Genomic DNA, 19,943 nt, shown 5'->3' with positions numbered 1-19,943 from the left:
TCGGTTGTTTAACATTGGGGAATATTGGTTATTTTAGAACCAATCAACCCAACCGATATGTCACAACGCAGAAAATTTCTTAAGCAAGGTGCGGCAGCGATGCTGTCGATGCCCTTTATTTCTTTTGACCCTCAAAAAGATTGGTCCATTGCACCCTTGCAAACCAAGGCTCCCAAAGATGAAGCGTACTGGAACATGGTGCGTAAACAATTTCCATTGAAAGAAGGACAGACTTATTTTAACAACGGAACCATGGGACCTACTCCCGGTTATGTGCTAGATAAAATGTTCGATCATATGATGCACTGGAACGTGGAAGCCGCTACGGTGGACTATAAAAATGGTTCCGGGCCTGAGTTGTTGACGGGCTATTTCCCTTATGAGGAACTGCGAACCAAATTGGGCAAGATCATCAACTGTGATTTTAAGGAAATCTCCCTCACCCAAAATGCCACCTTTGGCATGAACTACGTGGGCATGGGGCTCAATCTAAAAGCAGGGGACGAGTTGCTCAATACCAACCAAGAACACGGCGGTGGATTTGGTGCGTGGCAATTGTTGGCCAAACGCAAAGGCTGCGTCTACAAACAGGCCACCATGCCCGAACCTGCAAATGACCCCCAGGAAATTGTGGATGCCATTTTTAAAGAAGTCACTCCAAAGACCAAAGTAATCGCTATTCCACATATCGTATCGGGCTTTGGAACGGTTATGCCCGTAAAGGAAATCTGTGCCGAGGCGAAGAAGCGTGGAATCTTTACCGTGTTGGACGGAGCGCAGTGTGTTGGTCAAATTCCGGTGGATGTTAAGGATATTGGTTGTGATGCCTATTATTCCAGTTTGCACAAATGGTTGTTGGCCCCTTCGGGCAGCGGGTTGTTGTACATCAATAAAGATGTGGTGGGCGATATTTGGACGACCATTGCGAGTTATAACTGGGACAATCAAGAGGACCATGGTTTCCGTTTGATGCAAAACGGAACAGGCAATGCTGGACTTATGGCAGGGTATGATGCCGCTGTGGATTTCTTTAATACCATCGGTCATGATGTGTGGTTGGACCGGGTAAAGGAATTGGGCAACTATTTGCGTGATGGCCTTAAAGAAATGAAACATGTTACTTTTTATTCCTCCACTAATGAAGACATGGCCGCGGGTATCACTACCTATGGCGTGGAGGGCATGAGCGGGCCGGAACTACAGAAATATATGTGGGAAAAAGAAAGGTTGCAGCCCCGCTCTGTTGGGAGTAAGATGCTTCGGCATTCCGTTCATATTTATAATTCCAAAGCAGAAATTGATACCGCCTTGAAACTGGTAGAGAGGTTGGGGTAGTTGACAAAGTAAAGACATTAAAAAAGGCGCACTGATCAGTGCGCCTTTTTCTTTTTATAAAGGTATGTTCTTATTTCTTCATGCCTGGCACGCCTTCCGGTTTTTTGGTTTGCCAGTGGAAGGGTTCTGCTTCCTTTGTCACAGGAGCCACTTCATCAAGCGTGTCCGCATCGTAGACCTTACCGTTTTTGATCACATGGGTAAGCGTATTGGTATTTCGGATATCCTCCAACGGATTTTCATCCAGAATGAGCAGGTCTGCCAATTTACCTTCTTCGATACTTCCCAAATCCCCGTCCAAGCCAAGGGCTTCGGCACCCAAAATGGTGGCTACTTTTAGGGCATCCATGTTCTCCATGCCGCCACTGGCGACTGACCATAGCTCCCAATGGTAACCCAATCCTTGCAACTGGCCGTGGCTTCCAACACCGCCAAGTCCATTATCTTCTACCAAATCTTTCATAAACTCGGCATGCTTGGGGAATACATGTTCCTCAGGCATAAACCAAGCGCCTCTTCTGCGTGATTTTTGTGCCAACTCTTCATAAGGCGTGAAGTATTGGAGCTTTTGATCGTGATAGGGTTCTTCGGTTGCATAATAATAGTTCTCTGCCCATGGTCCACCGTAGGATACCAAAAGGGTAGGGGTCACAGCCATTTTGGACTCGGCAACGGAATGCACCACATCATTGTAAATGGGATAAATAGGGAACGAATGTTCATGCCCCGGGTATCCATCCAACATTTGTGTCATGTTCAGTTTAAAATCCAATCCACCTTCGGTAGTGGGCATTAATTCCAATTCTTTGGCCGCCATAATGATCCATTGGCGCATTTGACGATTTCCTACCAAATACATTTTTATGCTTTTGGTGTCGTAGTACTCGCTGTATTGCTTCAACACTTCTTTGGCATGCTCCAAGGATTTGATCTTATAGGCCCAATAACCAACACCGGGTCCCGTGCTGTATACACGTGGCCCGTGCATCATACCGGCATCCACCATATCGGAATAGGTCAACACATCGGTAGTTGCCGTTTGTGGGTCGCGGGTAGTGGTTACACCGTAGGCCAAGTTGGCGGAATAGATCCATATCTGATTTTTATGGATTCCCCAATTGGGCCACATGTGGGCATGGGTATCCACAAAGCCCGGGGTAATCGTTTTGCCGTTCGCATCTATTTCAACGGTTCCTCTGGGTACATCCAAAGAGCCCGATGTTCCTACTGCTTTTATGCGATTGTTCTCGATTAGGATATCACCGTTTTCAATAACCTCATCATCCTTCATGGTAATGATCCTAGCGCCTTTAAGCAGTACCGTACCTTCCGGAATATCTTTGGTGTAGGTTACTTTTACCTTCAATTCCTTCGCTGTGTACCCTTTATCCTCTTCCTTGTCTTCTTTATCCTCATCTTTTTCATCATCCTCATCCTTTTCTTCATCCTCCAATTTTTCGGCCTCTTTTTTGGCGGTAGCTACGCTGTCCGCATAGGCTTTAGCTGCTGGGATGTTATAAATAAAATGGCTTGCTCCCAAGGACCAATGTACATCTTTGCTGTTACCGGCCCATGCAGGGAATTCACCCCCCATCACCGTTAGTTTTTTGGCCGGAAATGCCGCTTTATCGGCGTTGGCGACCGAAATTTTAGGAGTTTTTCCAAATTTTGGAATGGTCACCGTATAAATATCATTGTTGATCTTGGCCAGTGCAGTGGTTCCATCAGGGGATATTTTTATTTCCGATGGTGAAGACGATTTATCCTGTGGTTCTTGGTATTGCTCTGAACCCGGCAGGATATTGTGCCCACCATTTTCATCATGAAACCCAAAAGAGGAGGAGCCATAAGTTGTGATACCGCTTAATTTTAAATGTTCTTTTTGGTCGGTACCGTCCCAACGAATGGAGAGTAGGTCTTTTCCTTTGTTTAAGTAAATACGATCGTCCACTTTGGTAAAGTGCGGATTTGAACGCCCCTCTGCTTTGTCGATAACGGTAACTTTTCCACCATTTGCAGAAATCCATGCCAAATCTTCTTGCGCGCCTCTGGCCCTTGGTCCGATAGCGTCCCTATAAACTTGCGCGGAACCTTTTGTAAATACAATCCGGTTGTTTTTATAGGACCAGGCCGGGTTGCTGTATATAGCTGCTTCTTGGGTCAACCTTTCGACCCTTCCACGTCCATTGGCATTCACTTTGTATAAATGGCCACCATCTGTTTCCCAAGAGGAGAAAACAATGTTTTCCCCATCTGGCGACCAAGTGGGCTGGGCTTCTGTAAAATCGTTTTTGGTCAATCGCTCCGGTGTTCCGTTGGGCAAGTCCATCACATACAGCCTATTTAAAGCTGTAAAGACCAATTTGCTCCCATCTGGCGAGGGTACTCCATCACGAATCTGTGTGACCAAAGCTTCAGGGGTATCTTCAATGGGGTATTTAAATTTGAGTTGTGGTCCCAACTCAATGTTTACATCTACTTCAAAAGGTATTTCTGTGGCCGTATTGGACTCAATATTGATCGTATAAATTTTACCTCCGTAGCTGGCCACCAAATTTTTACTATCTGGAGTAAAGGCCATACCTGGCAATACACCAAGGGGAGCAATGGATTCCTGTTCGTCCCTTTGAACCGGATAGGCCAACCAGCGCTCATCACCATTCTCCAGGTTTCTCAGTACTAGTCCTGTTTCTGTTTCAAATCGGCTTCCGTACACTAACCATTTGCCATCTGGGGAAAGGGTAGGGGTAAATGCAGAGCCATATCGGGAGGTAATGGTAGAAACGCCACCATCACTCATACTATAAGTGCCCAATTGATATTGCGGCAGTTGTGCATTATAGTTCCATGCCCTCATCCTTCTTGAAAAATAAATGAGCTTGCCGTCCGGGGCAAACTCCGGGTCGATGGTTTTCAGGTTGTCGGGTTTATCGATCAGCTGTGCACCGCTGCCACCATCTTTATGGTACATGTGCAGTTTTATGTTTCGGCGACCGCGTGCACCAACGATATATTCACCATCGGGACTCCAATCGGCTGAAAAGAAGTTCTGATTTTTATCCTTGGTGATCTGTTTGGTTTCTTCGGATTCCAAATCCAAAGTCCAAATATTATCGGAGCCACTTTTATCGGAAATAAATACAATGGATTTTCCATCGGGGCTATACCTTGGGTGTACATCATAGGCCATTCCTTCGGTGACTTTGGTGGCTTTTCCTCCTTGTACCGGGATGGTGTATAAATCGCCCATCATATCAAAAATGATGGTTTTGCCATCCGGGCTAACGTCCAAAGAAAGCCAAGTGCCTTCTTCGGTGGTAAAGGAGATTGTTCTTTCAGGTTCTAGGGGAAGTTCCTTGGTTGCTTTTTTGGTACTGTCGGTTTCTTGCTTTTTGTCCTGCGCGAAAAGCGTTGAAAACCCTAAAAACATGGCCAAGGCCAAGAGGTAGAGATTTTTTTTCATTTAGTTAGTTTATTGATGACTTAAGCTACCAAGATATGAAAAAATGAGATAGTTCTTGAGGAGGTTCGGATTGTTGAAAAAAACCACGTTCAAAGCAACTCTTTCTCTTGCAGGATTTCCTTGAGCCGATCATGGTTCTCCCAAAACCTATCCTCTATTTTTTGCATCACCTTTTCGTATTTTGGGTTAGTCTCAAGTTTTTGAAGGTTGGGGTCCAATCCCATAAACAAAAGGATCCAATATTGAAAATGGTTCTTTTTGGCAAATGCCTCCAATTGTTCAATGGCTTGGTCCGTTTTTCCTTCGTAGGCATATTTTACGGCCATACTTGCCGGTTGATACATGGATTGGTCGTTTTCACAATACTCGGTGTAGGATTTCAATAATTCATCGGCTTCTTTTTGGAATCCCATTTTCTCATAAACAACCCCGATTTTAATATCCTCCTGCGGGTAAATAGTTAACCCTCTTTGCTCTCTAATATCATGAAAGGGCTTGTAGTAATGATACGCACTATCATACTCCTTTTGAAAATAATGTAGTTTGGCCACTTCCTGTAAAAGATCCAATCGGGAAGTATCTTTTTGAAGTTCTCGTTTAAGGTCATTTAAGGTTTGCTCGATGTCCCCGTTCTTCGCATACTGAATATAGGCTTTTAGGTAAGGGGCATAAGGGTTTTGGGGAAATAGTTCAAGTGACTTGTCGATATATTCCAAAGCCTCATCTGTAAATCCAGACTGTATCAGGGCATTGCTCAGATGCAGATATATAAAGCTCTTGGCCGTATCGTTATCCGCAACATCCAGTTGAATGCCCTTTAGGGCATATTCCAAATACTTTCCTGTATCGGGCAGGCTATTGGCGTAAAGGGAGGATAACATATTCACTACCGCCGAAGAATTGGGGTTGTATTCCAAAGCTTTTTCCAAATGCGGGACTGCTAATCTATAATCCCCGATGTGCATATAATACAAGGCCTTTGCAATCAAGCTTTCGGTCAGTTTGGAATCGTGCAAGAGCGCCTTGTCAGCATAGTTATTGATGATTTCCGTATACTGTTTTTCCTTTTTGTAGATATCAAGATAATAGTAAGCAATCGCCAAATCTGCGTAGACCAATGCAAAGCTTGGGTCTTCTTCCAGGGCTTTTTTGAACAATGGAATCGCTTCTTCGAGTCCTTCGGCAGTTCCCCGGTTAAATGGCTCCATTGCCTGTAGATAATAATCGTAGGCCGCTATATTTTCGGTAGGCTTTTTATCGATTTGTTCCAATTCCGACGGAGTCACCTTCGCCTTGATGGCGTCGGCAATTTTCTTGGCCACTTCGTTCTGCACGGCAAAAATATCCACCAATTCGTGGGTATATTGTTCGCCCCAAATTCGAGTATCGGTAATTGCATCTATCAACTGGATGTTGAGCATTACTTGATCGCCCACTTTCTGACCACTGCCTTCCACAATGTAATTTACATTCAATTCTGAAGCAATATCACCTATGTTCTGATCGGAATTTCGATACTTTTCCACCGATGTCCGACTGATTACCCGCAAATCTTCAATTTTTTGAAGGTTGCCCAACGAAGCTTCCATTAAACCATTTACAAAATATAAGTTAGTGGTATCACTGCTCTCATTTTTAAATGGAAGTACCGCAATGGATTTTTCCAAGCTCGTTTTTTCCACTGTATCCGCAGTACGAGGGTAGGAGGGCATTAGGATATATGCGATACCACCACCGATTAAAATGGCCAAGGCTACAAAAGCCCATCTATAGATTTTTAGAAAAGAAGGCGATACCAGCTCTTTTTTTTCTTCCATGCCCTGTTTGCCAACTTCACCGGGAGGGTAACCGTAATGTTCCCGAAAACATTTGATAAAATAAGAGGTACTGCCAAAACCTACCTGATAAGACACTTCCGAAACAGTAAGATCGGAATCATGGAGCAATTCCATAGCCTCCTCCAAACGTATTTGCCGAATAAACTGACTGGCCGACAATGTTGTTTGTTTTTTGCATTTACGCAGCAGACTGGAGCGGCTCATGTTCATGGCATTGGCCAGTTCCGATACGCCAAAGTGTTCATCGCTAAGATGTTGTAGAACAATGGATTTGGCTTCCTCGGTAAATTTCTGCCCTTTCGGTTTGTCTAGCATGGTGGTTTGCAGATTAATAGCTGCATGGACTTAACAAAGATAAACGATTCCTTTTCAGGGCAAAAATGAAGGTTTTGCCGCATAATTCATATCACTGCATCATAATTTTTATGGACTGTGCAGGACTTATATACAACGCAGCATAGGTGATTAGTGCTGCATCATGTTTTGGGGAACCTTTGTAATGTAAAATTTATTGTTCAACACTTAAAACGAAAAGTCATGAAAAATTTTAAAAACAATTCAATGAAAAATGTAATGTATGCGCTCCTTATTGTAACGACAAGCTTGTCCGCTTGCGGACAAAAAAAGTCAGGGTTCGATAGGGTATCAACAGCCCAAACAGAAGTTAAAGCGCCAGACATGGCCCTTTCTGCTGCCGTGGTCGCTGGAAACTTGGATGCGGTTAAACAGCATATTGCGGCAGGAACCGATATTAACGAAAAGGATGCGTTGAGCGGATCTACCCCATTGATTACGGCCATTACTTTTGATAAAAGGGATATTGCCCAAGCATTGGTCGATGCCGATGCAGATTTGACGATCAAAAACAACGATGGCGCCACTGCGCTTCACGTGGCCGCTTTCTTTGGTAGGGTTGAGGCCGTTCAAATGTTGATGGATGCCGGAGCCGACAAGTCCGCAAGAAACAATTTTGGCGCGACTCCGCGCGAGACCGTTATGGGTTCTTTTGAGGATATGAAACCTATTTATGAAATGATGCAGCAGCAATTGGCTCCGATTGGACTACAACTGGATTTGGCCGAGGTAGAAAAAGCACGTCCTACCATTGCCGTAATGCTACAGTAATCAAACAAAAAACAACAGTCATGAAAACAACACGTAGACACGATATTGATTGGTTAAGGGTCATCACCATTGCCCTGCTTTTAATGTATCATATTGCGATTATTTTTCAGCCTTGGGCCATGTTTATAGGCTTTGTAAAAAGTGAACAACCTTTGGAGGGTTTATGGATACCGATGACCATGCTCAATGTGTGGCGTATTCCGATCTTGTTCTTTGTATCGGGCATGGGACTTTATTTTGCCATGCGCAAACGGAACTGGAAACAATTGATAGGCGAAAGGTACAGACGGATCTTGTTGCCCTTGTTATTCGGGATCGTTGCCATCGCCCCCTTGCACATGTTCATCTTTCAAAAATTCTATAATTTGCCATTAGGGTATTATCCGCACATGGGCCACTTGTGGTTTCTGGGGAACATTTTTAGCTACGTGTTGTTGTTTTTGCCCATCTTCTATTTGTTAAAGCATAGGGAAGGAGGGAAGTTCAAGCAAATTTTGAACAAGCTGATGTCCAATCCCTTTGGCCCATTGTTGGTGTCCCTGATTTTTATGTTGGAGGCCATTTGGGTAAAGCCACAGATATATTCCTTGTATGCGGAAACCTGGCACGGCTTCTTTTTAGGAGGATTGGCTTTCTTTTTTGGTTATCTATTGGTTTACAGCGGTCAACATTTTTGGGACACCGTTAAAAAATGGCATTGGGGCTATTTGGCCCTTGCCCTGGTATTGTATGTGGTGCGTTATCTTGAATTCCAATTGGAAGCACCGGGTTATCTTATGGCTTTGGAGTCCAATTGCTGGATTTTTGGCGTGTTCGGACTTGGATATCGCTATCTTAACAAACCGAACCGAATATTGGGTTATTTGAGCCAGGCCGCCTATCCGGTATACATCATCCATATGTTCGTCATGTATTTTGGAGCTCTGTTGATCTTGCCTTTAAGGATTGACCCATGGATTCAATTGTTGGGAATAATTGTTTTCACTTTTGCCGTGTGTTATCTTATTTATGAGTTCCTGATCCGTAGGGTTTGGTTTTTACGGCCACTGTTCGGTTTAAGAACAAAGCAAAAGATGGTGACTGCAAAAAAAGTCTTGGTGAATGAACCTTGAAAACTTTGGATGGAAAAGGTTGACTAAGGAAAATTTTGCTAAATAACGTAACAGATTTGAAATCAAAGCGTCAGATAGGACAGTAAAAATTTATTTAATATATCCATGAAAATTCTAAAACGATTCGTAAAGATTGTTTTTGCTCTTGTTGGTCTTCTGATCATCGCCGTTCTTATCATTATCGGGGTCGATTCCCAAAAAACGAGTTATTTGAAAATTGACAATCTGTCCGATGGGAATGTCGACACTTATCTGATCACGCATGCGAATGTTATCCCGATGACTAACGACACTGTTCTTAAAGATCAAATGGTGTACATCAAAGATGGAGTTATTCAGGACGTTGCAGCAAATATTGCTATCGAGGGTGTGGATGTCATTGATGCTGAAAACAGCTATCTAATGCCGGGTTTAATTGATATGCATGTCCATGTTTGGGACAGATACGAATTGGGGCTTTACCTTTCCAATGGCGTTACTGCCGTTCGAAATGTATGGGGCATGCCCATGCACTTACGGATAAAGGAAGATGTGAATTCCAATGAAATTGTTTCACCCCTGTTCTTTACTTCCGGTCCAAAACTTACAGGGCCTGAGTTTATAGGTGATGATAACTTGAATTTGACAACTCCAGAAGAGGCAAAGGACAAAGTGGTTTCCTATAAGGAGCGTGGTTACGATTTTATCAAAACCTATTACGGGTTGACCCCGGACATATTTGAAGCCGTTCTTGAACAAACCAAAGTATCAAATGTGGATATTGTTGCCCATCCTTCGCAAAAAGTACCGTATTCCTATCATTTTGACCCTCAGATTAAATCCATAGAACATACGGAAGAGTTTATTCAACAACCACTGAATTATACCTTGGATACGGTTAAACTAAAAGAAGTGATCGATCTGTATGCGGGAGCAAAATACAGTGCCCATTGCCCAACATTGGTTGTTTACCATAATATCTATCAGATGTTGATAGACGATAATATCTTGGAATCCAAGGCATTGGAATATATCAACCCATTGATCAGAAAGGAGGATAGCAAGGCGCAGTTTGATAGATGGCACAATAGCAAACTGGAAGACGCTTCGGTAACGGAACGGATTAAGGATCAACATGAATTTCATTTGTACATCATAAAAAAACTGCATGAAGCCAATGTGAAGATCATTTGCGGCACCGATGCCGGTATCGGTGTTACAGCCCCTGGGTTTTCCATTCATAAAGAACTGGAGTTTTATAAAGAAGCGGGGCTGTCCAATTACGAAGTACTGAAAACGGCTACCGTAAATGCTGCCCAAACACATTCGATCATGCACAACATGGGAACCATTGAAGGAGGGAAGGTCGCAAATTTCATATTGGTGGACCGTAACCCCTTATCGGATCTTTCTACATTGCAACATCCATCCACGGTTTTTATAATGGGCAGAAAATTGGATAGAAGTACCCTGGATTCTTTTGAAGCAAAAGCCAAAAACCGTAAAAACATGATCGCCTCGGGGATACGCTATGCCGAAAATTTGATTATTGAAAAATAAATGGGCTTATACCGTTAAATATTTGTTTAAAATCCCATTTTTCAGAAAGCAAGGGCCAACTCTTTCGTTTAACCATTTTATACCTCATATATTTGCAACGTTTTGATTTTAAAACTGTAAACAAACATTATGAGTAAAGTAAAAGAAAATGACACTGTAAAAGTTCATTACACGGGTAAATTGACCAATGGGCAGGTTTTTGACAGCTCATTGCAAAGAGATCCGTTAGAAATAAAATTGGGCGAAGGTCAGTTGATACCTGGTTTTGAAAAGGGACTTATAGATATGGCCGTTAATGAAAAGAAAACCATCACCATCGATAAAAAAGATGCGTATGGAGAGGTAAACGATGCACTTTTCCAAAAGATATCCAAGTCACAATTGCCGGAAGACCTTACACCAGAAGTTGGAATGGGCTTGGTTGGAGCCAATGCTGCTGGTCAAGAGCAACAATTTAGGGTAGCTAAGGTAGAGGAGGAAGACATTATCATTGATGCCAACCATCCTTTGGCCGGACAAGATTTGGTATTCGACCTAGAAGTGGTTGAGATTCTATAAGCATACCATTTTAATATACGCTCTTTTATAAAAGAGTAGAAAAGCCACCCTTTGGGTGGTTTTTTTTATGGTTAAATATTATAGGTTGGGAACAAAAGCGATAACCTATCTACAAGTAATTAAAATGTCTTAACTCTGATTTCAATAGCAACTTTTTTCGGATAGCCAAGTGAATTGGCTCTACTATGCCTATATTTAAAGGAACAAACCAACAATTGAATTAATCCAATGATTTTGAATCACTTTGGTTCAAATCGGAACTACCTTTTAAAAAGTTGAAAATGAAAATTTTATCTTCCTTCATTGCCATGGTCTTCTTGGGAGGCATGGTTAATGCACAAGACCGATTGACAGGGGAAACCTTCACCACACGCTCTGAAATTTTAGCACAGAACGGTATGGCCGCAACAAGTCAACCCTTGGCCACACAAGTTGCTTTGGATATCCTAAAAAAAGGAGGTAGCGCAATTGATGCTGCCATAGCGGCCAACGCTGTACTTGGGCTTGTAGAACCAGCAAGTTGTGGTATCGGGGGAGATGTATTTGCCATAGTTTGGTCTGCCGAAGAACAGAAATTATATGGTTTAAACGGTAGTGGCAGGGCACCCCAATCCTTATCCATTGATTATTTTATGGAAAAAGGGATGAAATATGTCCCTCTTTATGGTCCATTACCGGTATCGGTTCCAGGATGCGTAGATGGCTGGTTCACATTGCATGAGAAATTTGGACGGTTATCCATGGAGGATATTTTGCAACCGGCCATAGATTATGGAAACAATGGATTTCCGGTATCGGAGGTCATTGCCTATGAAATGGCGTCCAGTTACGAAGGACTAAAAGATCAACCGGGTTTCGCCCAAACCTATATGCCTTCTGGAAGACCTCCCGTTAAAGGAGAAGTATTTGTAAACCAGGATTTGGCCAACACGTATAAACAAATTGTCCAAGGGGGTCGTGATGCCTTTTATAAAGGTTCCATTGCGAAGACTATTGACAGCTACATGAAAAAACATGGCGGATTTTTAAGTTATGAGGACTTGGCCAGTCACACCTCCAATTGGGTAACGCCGGTTTCCGTGAACTATCGGGGTTACGACGTTTGGGAACTTCCACCCAACGGACAAGGTACCGCTGCGCTGCAGATGTTGAATATTCTTGAAGGCTTTGATATCGGCGAAATGGGTTTTGGTAGTGCCGAATACCTACATGTGCTCACAGAAGCCAAAAAGTTGGCCTATGAGGACAGGGCCAAGTTTTATGCCGATCCGGAATTCAACAAGATTCCTTTGGAAACGCTGTTGTCAAAGGAATATGCTTCGCAACGAAGGAACCTTATGAGCCCCGACAAACCGGCTGATACCTATCCCGCTGGTGATATGGAAATAGAAACAGGAAATACAACCTATTTGACCGTAGCCGACAAAGATGGTAACATGGTTTCGTTTATACAAAGTATCTATTCCGAGTTTGCATCCGGGATGGTGCCTGATGGATTGGGCTTTGTACTTCAGAACCGCGGTCAAATGTTCAATGTTCAAGATAGAAGCCATGCCAATGCATTGGAGCCCGGTAAACGCCCATTTCACACCATTATCCCAGCATTTATAACCAAAGATGGTAAACCGTGGATAAGTTTTGGTCTTATGGGTGGAGCGGTGCAGCCTCAGGGCCATGCACAGATTGTAGTGAACATCGTTGATTTTGGAATGAACTTGCAAGAAGCTGGGGATGCTCCAAGAATGCGGCACCGCGGTAGTTCGCAACCTACAGGGTCCAAAATGACCAATGGGGGTACCTTATATCTTGAAAGCGGTTTTGATACGGAAACACTGAGGGAATTACGTAAAAAAGGCCACCGTATTGGCTTTGGCGTGGGGATGTTCGGTGGATACCAAGCTATAGGGGTTGATTTGGAGAACCGAGTTTATACAGGTGCATCAGAATCAAGAAAGGATGGTCAAGCTGCTGGGTATTAAATCCGAAGCACAGGCTGTCAAGGAAATGAATGCCGACAATCTACCATGGCAGCACTGTATGGTCTTTATGAAAGAATAGTGTTCTTGTTCGTGCACATGCGCTACTTTCCATTGAACACAACCATAAGAATATACCCCTAACACTAACTTTTTTATAGTTTTATGACCCATGAACCGCTAATTGAGCACGTGAAGAACCAGGTGGCTGCAAGACCAGAGGATTTGCTTTTGTTCGCCTCAAAACTTAGGGAAGTCGCTGTTGCCAAAGGCAAATTTTTATTACGTCCGAATACCTATGTAAAACACGAGTATTTTGTGGTAGAGGGCTGTTTAAGCGCTTATTATTTGGACAAGAAGGGAAACAAGACCATTGTTCAATTTGCCATAGAGAACTGGTGGCTCGGCGATTTTGACGCATTTTACAATGGGGTGCCTTCCAAATTGTATATTGAAGCCCTGGAAGATTCCACCTTATTGGCCATCAATCACGATGATTTACAGACCCTATTTCAGCAAGCTCCCATATTTGAACGTTATTTTAGGCTATTGGTCACCAGTGCGTTTATCTCGCTCCGTAAACGTATTCTATCCTCCTTGGGAAAAAGCGTTAAAGAACGGTATATGGAATTCTGCGAAAGTTATCCAAATATTGAGGACCGTGTTCCCAACTATCAAATAGCTAATTACTTGGGTGTTTCCGCAGAGGGCCTTAGCCGTGCTCGAAGAAAAATGAAAGCGTTAAAAAAAACCTAATTGATCTAGGTCAATCATTTTGGCTTTTTCTCATTGTATATTTCTGGTGAACAAAATTAGAAATATGCAAAACTTACTTACTCCTTACAACAAGAATATAAGCTTAAAAAACCGTGTCGTTATGGCACCAATGACCCGAAGCAGGGCTGTTAACGACGAAAATAAGCCGACCGACGAACTCCAAGGGCTATATTATGAACAACGTGCCTCTGCGGGTTTAATCATCACCGAAGGTTCCCAAGTATCCGAACGTGCGGTAGGATATGTAAACACCCCCGGAATACATACCAAAGCCCAAGTAGAGGGATGGAAAAAGGTGACCAAACGGGTTCACGACAAAGGCGGTAAAATCTTTATCCAGTTATGGCATGTCGGTAGAATATCACATCCGGATTTTCATGATGGGGAATTGCCTTTGGCGCCATCAGCGATAAATCCAAACGAGCAATCGTACACCCCCGATGGTTTTAAAGATACCGTAACCCCAAAGGAAATGACCAAAGCCGATATTAAAACCACGGTGGAAGATTTTAAGAATGCTGCCAAAAATGCAGTAGAAGCAGGGTTTGATGGCGTAGAGATCCATTCCTCCAACGGCTATCTCTTCCATCAGTTTTTTAATGGCACCTCCAATAAAAGGACCGATGAATATGGTGGAAGCCATGAGAATAAAGCAAGGTTCTTTTTTGAAGTATTGGACGCGGTCAAGGAAGTTATTCCAGAGGAAAAAATCGGAGCTCGATTCAATCCTTCGCTAAACGGGGTTTTTGGAATGACCATGGATGAAGACACCATTCCCACATTTGAATACATCATCAAAAAATTGAATGATTACAATTTGGCCTACATCCATTTATCTGAGCCATTTACGGATGTTTCCGATATACCCTACGCGGTAACGGAAATTGCGAAACATTTTAGGCCTTTGTACAATGGTACATTAATGATCAATGCAGGATTCGACCAGGATTCCGGAAATGAGGTCATTGCCTCGGGAAATGCGGATTTGGTGGCCTTCGGTAAACCATTTATTTCCAATCCGGACTTGGTAGAGCGGTTTGAGCAAGGTCTTGAACTGGCCGAATGGGACAAGGATACTTTTTACACCCCCGGTAAAGAAGGGTATACGGATTATCCCATGGCCAATGCCAAACAAAACGCATAAATAGATTTAAATAAAATTAAAAAGATAATACATGAAATTTACAAGAAACGCACATGCCCAGTGGAAAGGTTCGGGCAAAGAAGGAAAAGGAACATTAAGCACAGCAAGTGGGATATTGGACAAAACGTCCTACTCGTTTCACACCCGCTTTGAGGATGGAAAAAAAGGTACCAATCCCGAAGAATTGGTAGGGGCGGCACATGCCGGTTGTTTTGCGATGCAGTTAAGTTTTTTATTGGGTGAGGAAGGATTTACGCCCGATAGCTTGGATACAGCTGCCACCGTAACCTTTGAAGATGGAGAGGTGACCACCATCAATTTGGATTTAGAGGGTGACATTCCCGAGATAGATGCTGAGCAATTCCAGCAAATTGCACATAAGGCCAAAGAGGTATGCCCCATTTCAAAATTGCTAAAAGCGGATATTCATCTAAAAGTCACTTTAAAAAAGTAGTGCTGGGCATCCGTTGATAGGAGAAGGGTGCTCACGTTTAAAAGGTAACGTAGCTTTTTAAGGGCGGACACCCTAAAAAAGAAGAGAATACATTTTTTAACGACCAAAAACACTACATGCCACATAAAGTAAAAATTCAAGAAATAGGTTTTATAACCCATAACGTACTTCAAATTCGGACCCAACGACCGGCCGATTATGATTTTGAGCCCGGTCAGGCTACCGAAGTTGCGCTGGATAAGGAAGGCTGGCGGGAAAAAAAGCGCCCGTTTACCTTTACGGGACTTCCCGACGATGGCTTTTTGGAGTTTACCATAAAAGTATATCCCGACCATAATGGCGTAACCGATATGTTACAAACGCTGGAACAAGGCGACCATTTGTTGTTGGAAGACGTTTGGGGCGCCATATCCTACCAGGGTCCCGGCGTATTTTTGGCCGGTGGGGCAGGGGTAACCCCCTTTATTGCCATCTTTAGGGATTTGGCCCAAAAGAACCAGTTGGAAGGAAATCGGTTGTTGTTCGCCAATAAGCGCGAAAGGGATATTATAATGCAAGCGGAATTTGAAAAATGGCTGGGTAAGGATTTTATCAATATTCTTTCCGATGAGCAGAGCAGTAAGTATCCGCACGGTTTTATAGACTCCCAGTTTTTAAAAGAGCACATTACGGATAAGGACGCCAAGTTTTATCTCTGCGGACCACCACCCATGATGAAGTCCGTACAAAAAGATTTGGAAGCACTCGGTATTACAAAAGACCAAATGGTAGCTGAAGAGTTGTCCTAAAAGGAAATGCCAGTATAATCAAAAACAGAAAAGCCAACCTTAAGGTTGGCTTTTCTGTATATTATTTGCCGCTCACTACAAATAGGCCTGTAATACCTGGTTGTGCGAACGCTTTCTCAATATTCGGATGGCTTTTTCCCTAATTTGTCGCGCACGTTCCCGGGTAATACCAAATAGTTCGCCTATCTCACCTAGACTTTTTGGAGTCCGTTGTCCAAGACCATAATAAAGTCGTATAATTTCGCTCTCACGATCTGGGAGGGTTTTTAATGCTTGGTTAATATCGGCGCTTAGGGAATCCTTTATCATTTTATCATCGGGGCTCGAAGCGTTCTTTGATTCTATGACATGGTAAAGGTTGGAAGATTCACCATCCCTAAAAGGCGCATCCATGGACAAGTGTTTTCCTGTATTTTTCATGGCCAGTTTTACCTTGGCGGAACTCATATCAAGCTCATTGGCTATTTCGGCCGCGCTTGGAGTTCTTTGATGGGTTTGTTCCAAAGATGAAACGACCTTCTTTATCTTACTTATTTCACCGATTTTATTGAGGGGTAACCGTATCATTCGGGAGTTTTGTGAAATGGCCTGTAGTATGGACTGTCTGATCCACCAAACCGCGTAGGAGATAAATTTAAATCCCCTTGTTTCATCAAAACGTTTGGCTGCTTTCACCAAACCTATGTTTCCTTCGTTGATCAAGTCGGAAAGCCGTAATCCACTTCCTTGGTATTGTTTTGCGGTGGACACCACAAAACGCAGGTTGGCATTTACTAATTTATTAAGTGCAGCTTGATCACCTTCACGAATTCTTCTGGCCAGTTCTACTTCTTCTTCTGCAGTTATCAAATCGATTTTGGAAATTTCTTGAAAATATTTTTCCAATGATTTGGTATCCCTGTTCGTAATTTGTTTGGTAATCTTTAGTTGCCTCATATATTAATTTTAGTTTACAATTCCTTATTATAATCTAATACTTTTTTGCAGAAATCCTAGTAAAAAAGGATTTTCTTTGAATATTTAATGGTGTAGTATCCAAATTTGATTTGTTTTTTATTAAAACTGTACACTTTTCTTCCTTTTTCACATGGTAAACCCTCAAAATAGGACACCACTACGTTTGTGTTGAAGCTGAAGCATAAGAACAAATTACAGGAGATACGCTACTACCATTGGTTTTCTTCGTTTTTTTATACATTGTTCTGTATTCAATCATTGCAATATGAAAATAGCAGGAAGGCTCCTCTTGATGCTTTTATCATTATTGGTCGTATTTCATGTATTGGTACTATTGGATGTGCTACCCTACGATCAAACTTGGGGTGGGTCAATTCAGGACAAATCGCAAGTAATCGCCTATGAGGGATTTGCTATTGTGTTGACCCTTGTATTCATTTTGATGGTTAGCATTAAATTGGATTACCTTAAGATCAAGAGATTACAAAAGGTTGCGGATATCGCTATTTGGATAATGGGGGGCTTTTTTGCCATAAGTCTAATAGGAAACATAATGGCCAAGGGAGCTATGGAACGAACCATTTTTACCCCTTTATCCATTGTATTGGTATTATTGAGTTTTAGGCTGGCCGTATCCAAAAGGAAATAAACAAAGTAATGAAGCGTTGGCCTAAGACAAGCAAAGCTTACTGCCCGATCCTGATGAAAAGTTAATCTAGCACTTTCTAAATAAAGGTGTGGTTTAAACTACCTTGTCCAATGCTTATTTTTTGACACCCAAAAGCAGAAAATCCTGTGAACCGCGATTGCTTAAGAAAAGATCATTGATGCCATCCCCGTTCAAATCCACAAAATCGATATCAAAACCTCTACCGGATATGCCCTCTGGAATGATCTTCTCAGTTCCTTCGGTAAACTTTCCTTCACCATTGTTCAGGTAAACGCTGTATGGTGTGTTGCCGCCAAATCGGGGCCCATTTGTATTTCCGGTCATAATGTCCGGATCACCATCACGATCAATGTCCAAAAAGGCCACTCCAAAACAACGATTGTCATCTTTGGGTAAATGGGTGGCAGTAATATCCGTGAAAAAGCCTTTTCCGTCGTTCAGTAATAACCGGTTTTGCCTCAGGGCATTGTCCACAAAAGCCTGAACATTGCCGTATAGGATGTCCAGATCACCATCCCCATCTATATCCGCTACAACCACTTCGCGGGTTTCCTCGGGTTCACTGCGGTAGGGGAGCCTATCGGAAGATTGATCTTCAAAAAAGCCATTTCCGGTATTGATCAATATTCTATTGGCATCCTCATTGCCCACCAGTACATCTTGGTCCCCGTCCTTGTCCACATCGGCAAGGGTAAGGTCTTGTGTAACATCTATAAATGCACCAAACCGCTCAAGGGTCTCATCTTTAAAATGACCCGTTCCGTCATTGATCAACATATTGTTCTGGCCATTGTTGCCGATCAAAATATCGGGGCTACCATCGGAATTGATATCAAAAACAACTACGGAATTGGAAGTTCCGGTCACCGGAATCCTGTCGCCACCATCGCTAAAAGTACCATCGCCATTGTTCAAGTAGAGCTCATTGGTCTTGTCGTCCTCACTGACCACGATGATGTCCAGGTCGCCATCCAAGTCAAAATCGGCAAAGCCGATATCCTCACTATCATGATCTACCTGAGGTATCCGCAAGGCACTCTCGTTAGTGAAGCTTCCTTTTCCATTATTGATGAGCAGAATGTTGGGCCTGTGCTCATTGGCGATCAAAATATCCATGTCCCCATCCTGGTCCAAATCAGCGATTCCGGCATCCATGCTGAGCAATTGTAGGTCTTTGTATGGCAAATGCGATGTGGTGACGTCTGTATAGTAAGCGGTCGAACCAGCAGGGGTTCCTTCGTTCTGTTGGCCATGACCGGTCTGCAAAACAACAAGGGCCAAGCTCAACAGTATCATTTTCTTGTACATGGGTATTTTTTAGAGATCCGCTACTAATATAAGCTATTTGCACTTCGGCTTGTACTATAATGTGCCCAGAGCGAAGTCCAAGGGGAGTGGGGGAGTTGAAAGTGTATGGAATGGAGTTTAGGCAGAATTGATTTGCTCCATATGGATTTTTAGAACAGCCTCTTTAAGCTCCATAAGCACATGACATACATTTTGGCGCTCCGTTTCTGTAAAAGCATCTACAGGTAGGTAATGCAACATATAAATGGTCTTGTCCAACCATTGGACAAAGCAAAGCAAGTCTCCTTCATGGCAAACTTCAAAGTAGGAGATAAGGGGGAGTAGGTTAATCTCTTTGGGAATCATATGACTATTAGTGTAAAGTTATTAACAACTAGAGGTTAACCATGACTTTTATTTATATAAAACAGAATTAAATAAAGTTAAGATAAACTTATATAAAAATATTTTAAGAGCAAAGTATTGGTTATATAAATGAAAGTTGAAGTTACATTTTAACAAGCCTGAATTATATCTTGTAGTATCTAAACAATATCATGGCAGATAGAATTAACAGGATAAAAGAAGTGTTGGTAATCCAAGGAAAGTCACAAGTTTGGCTTGCAGAGAAACTTGGAAAAAGCACGACTTCAATAACCGCTATCTGCAACAATAAATCCCAACCACATTTAAAAGATCTCAAACGAATTGCAGAAATTCTTGATGTGGATATTCGGGAGCTTTTGGTTTCTACAAAATAGCGCTAACGCATCAGCTGTATTTACATTATAATGTTCTGCATTATGGAACTTTAGCTTTGGTACGGCATAAAAGTGAAGGTCTGTTAGACCTTTTCTTTTTTGAGCGAGATGGTGCGTTGGCAAAGTTTGTACTGCACTTCCTGAAAAATTTCTTCTAAA

Annotated in this window: 17 protein-coding genes; 12 read left to right on the top strand and 5 right to left on the bottom strand. The window is 42.6% G+C overall.

Annotated elements, in window-relative coordinates; all coding sequences use genetic code 11:
* The first annotated feature begins 57 nt into the window (after positions 1–57).
* The gene (locus J0654_RS05105) at positions 58–1,335 is read left to right on the top strand and encodes an aminotransferase class V-fold PLP-dependent enzyme (RefSeq protein WP_207026574.1); all 1,278 of its coding nucleotides are present in this window, start codon (positions 58–60) and stop codon (positions 1,333–1,335) included.
* A 70-nt stretch (positions 1,336–1,405) separates the two neighbouring features.
* On the opposite strand, the gene J0654_RS05100 is transcribed toward J0654_RS05105, so the two are convergent.
* Positions 1,406–4,798 carry an amidohydrolase family protein gene (locus tag J0654_RS05100; RefSeq protein WP_207026573.1) on the bottom strand — a complete coding sequence of 1,131 codons (3,393 nt, stop codon included), beginning with the start codon at positions 4,796–4,798 and terminating at the stop codon, positions 1,406–1,408.
* An 89-nt stretch (positions 4,799–4,887) separates the two neighbouring features.
* Complete coding sequence (locus J0654_RS05095) at positions 4,888–6,951, bottom strand: helix-turn-helix domain-containing protein (protein ID WP_207026572.1); 2,064 nt, start codon at positions 6,949–6,951, stop codon at positions 4,888–4,890.
* A 222-nt stretch (positions 6,952–7,173) separates the two neighbouring features.
* On the opposite strand from J0654_RS05095, the gene J0654_RS05090 reads away from it, so the two are divergent.
* From J0654_RS05090 to J0654_RS05050, 9 genes are all read left to right on the top strand, one after another.
* Positions 7,174–7,761 (top strand): ankyrin repeat domain-containing protein, encoded by a 588-nt coding sequence (locus tag J0654_RS05090; protein WP_207026571.1) that lies wholly within the window; start codon positions 7,174–7,176, stop codon positions 7,759–7,761.
* A gap of 20 nt (positions 7,762–7,781) precedes the next feature.
* Positions 7,782–8,873: an acyltransferase family protein gene (locus J0654_RS05085; protein WP_207026570.1), complete on the top strand. Its 1,092-nt coding sequence runs from the start codon at positions 7,782–7,784 to the stop codon at positions 8,871–8,873.
* 105 nt (positions 8,874–8,978) lie between these two features.
* Entirely contained in the window at positions 8,979–10,412 is a 1,434-nt protein-coding gene (locus J0654_RS05080; RefSeq protein ID WP_207026569.1) for an amidohydrolase family protein, read from the top strand.
* 129 nt (positions 10,413–10,541) lie between these two features.
* On the top strand, positions 10,542–10,970 hold the full coding sequence (locus J0654_RS05075; protein ID WP_207026568.1) for an FKBP-type peptidyl-prolyl cis-trans isomerase: 429 nt from the start codon (positions 10,542–10,544) through the stop codon (positions 10,968–10,970).
* 281 nt (positions 10,971–11,251) lie between these two features.
* Positions 11,252–12,949, top strand: coding sequence for a gamma-glutamyltransferase (gene ggt / locus J0654_RS05070; RefSeq protein ID WP_207026567.1), 1,698 nt, complete (start codon positions 11,252–11,254; stop codon positions 12,947–12,949).
* A gap of 162 nt (positions 12,950–13,111) precedes the next feature.
* On the top strand, positions 13,112–13,702 hold the full coding sequence (locus J0654_RS05065; RefSeq protein ID WP_207026566.1) for a Crp/Fnr family transcriptional regulator: 591 nt from the start codon (positions 13,112–13,114) through the stop codon (positions 13,700–13,702).
* 64 nt (positions 13,703–13,766) lie between these two features.
* On the top strand, positions 13,767–14,867 hold the full coding sequence (locus J0654_RS05060) for an alkene reductase (RefSeq protein ID WP_207026565.1): 1,101 nt from the start codon (positions 13,767–13,769) through the stop codon (positions 14,865–14,867).
* 31 nt (positions 14,868–14,898) lie between these two features.
* Positions 14,899–15,321, top strand: a complete 423-nt coding sequence (locus J0654_RS05055; protein WP_207026564.1) for an OsmC family protein — start codon at positions 14,899–14,901, stop codon at positions 15,319–15,321.
* Positions 15,322–15,437: 116 nt separating this feature from the next.
* Entirely contained in the window at positions 15,438–16,109 is a 672-nt protein-coding gene (locus tag J0654_RS05050; protein WP_207026563.1) for a ferredoxin reductase domain-containing protein, read from the top strand.
* Positions 16,110–16,184: 75 nt separating this feature from the next.
* Here the strand turns inward: J0654_RS05050 and J0654_RS05045 are convergent, their stop codons facing one another.
* Entirely contained in the window at positions 16,185–17,045 is an 861-nt protein-coding gene (locus tag J0654_RS05045; RefSeq protein ID WP_207026562.1) for a sigma-70 family RNA polymerase sigma factor, read from the bottom strand.
* A 286-nt stretch (positions 17,046–17,331) separates the two neighbouring features.
* Between J0654_RS05045 and J0654_RS05040 the strand changes: the two genes are divergently transcribed.
* Positions 17,332–17,715 carry a hypothetical protein gene (locus tag J0654_RS05040; protein ID WP_207026561.1) on the top strand — a complete coding sequence of 128 codons (384 nt, stop codon included), beginning with the start codon at positions 17,332–17,334 and terminating at the stop codon, positions 17,713–17,715.
* Positions 17,716–17,829: 114 nt separating this feature from the next.
* Here J0654_RS05040 and J0654_RS05035 read toward each other — a convergent pair whose 3' ends face one another.
* Complete coding sequence (locus J0654_RS05035) at positions 17,830–19,044, bottom strand: FG-GAP repeat domain-containing protein (RefSeq protein WP_207026560.1); 1,215 nt, start codon at positions 19,042–19,044, stop codon at positions 17,830–17,832.
* A gap of 117 nt (positions 19,045–19,161) precedes the next feature.
* The gene (locus J0654_RS05030; RefSeq protein WP_207026559.1) at positions 19,162–19,389 is read right to left on the bottom strand and encodes a hypothetical protein; all 228 of its coding nucleotides are present in this window, start codon (positions 19,387–19,389) and stop codon (positions 19,162–19,164) included.
* 191 nt (positions 19,390–19,580) lie between these two features.
* Here J0654_RS05030 and J0654_RS05025 point away from each other — a divergent pair, with 191 nt between their 5' ends.
* Positions 19,581–19,784 carry a helix-turn-helix transcriptional regulator gene (locus J0654_RS05025; protein WP_237685887.1) on the top strand — a complete coding sequence of 68 codons (204 nt, stop codon included), beginning with the start codon at positions 19,581–19,583 and terminating at the stop codon, positions 19,782–19,784.
* Positions 19,785–19,943: the final 159 nt, after the last annotated feature.

The organism is Flagellimonas profundi, from assembly GCF_017313275.1.
GTDB classification, from domain to species: Bacteria; Bacteroidota; Bacteroidia; order Flavobacteriales; family Flavobacteriaceae; genus Flagellimonas; species Flagellimonas profundi.
Note: the sequence above shows the minus strand (reverse complement) of the source record. Positions and strands in the feature narration are given on the sequence as shown.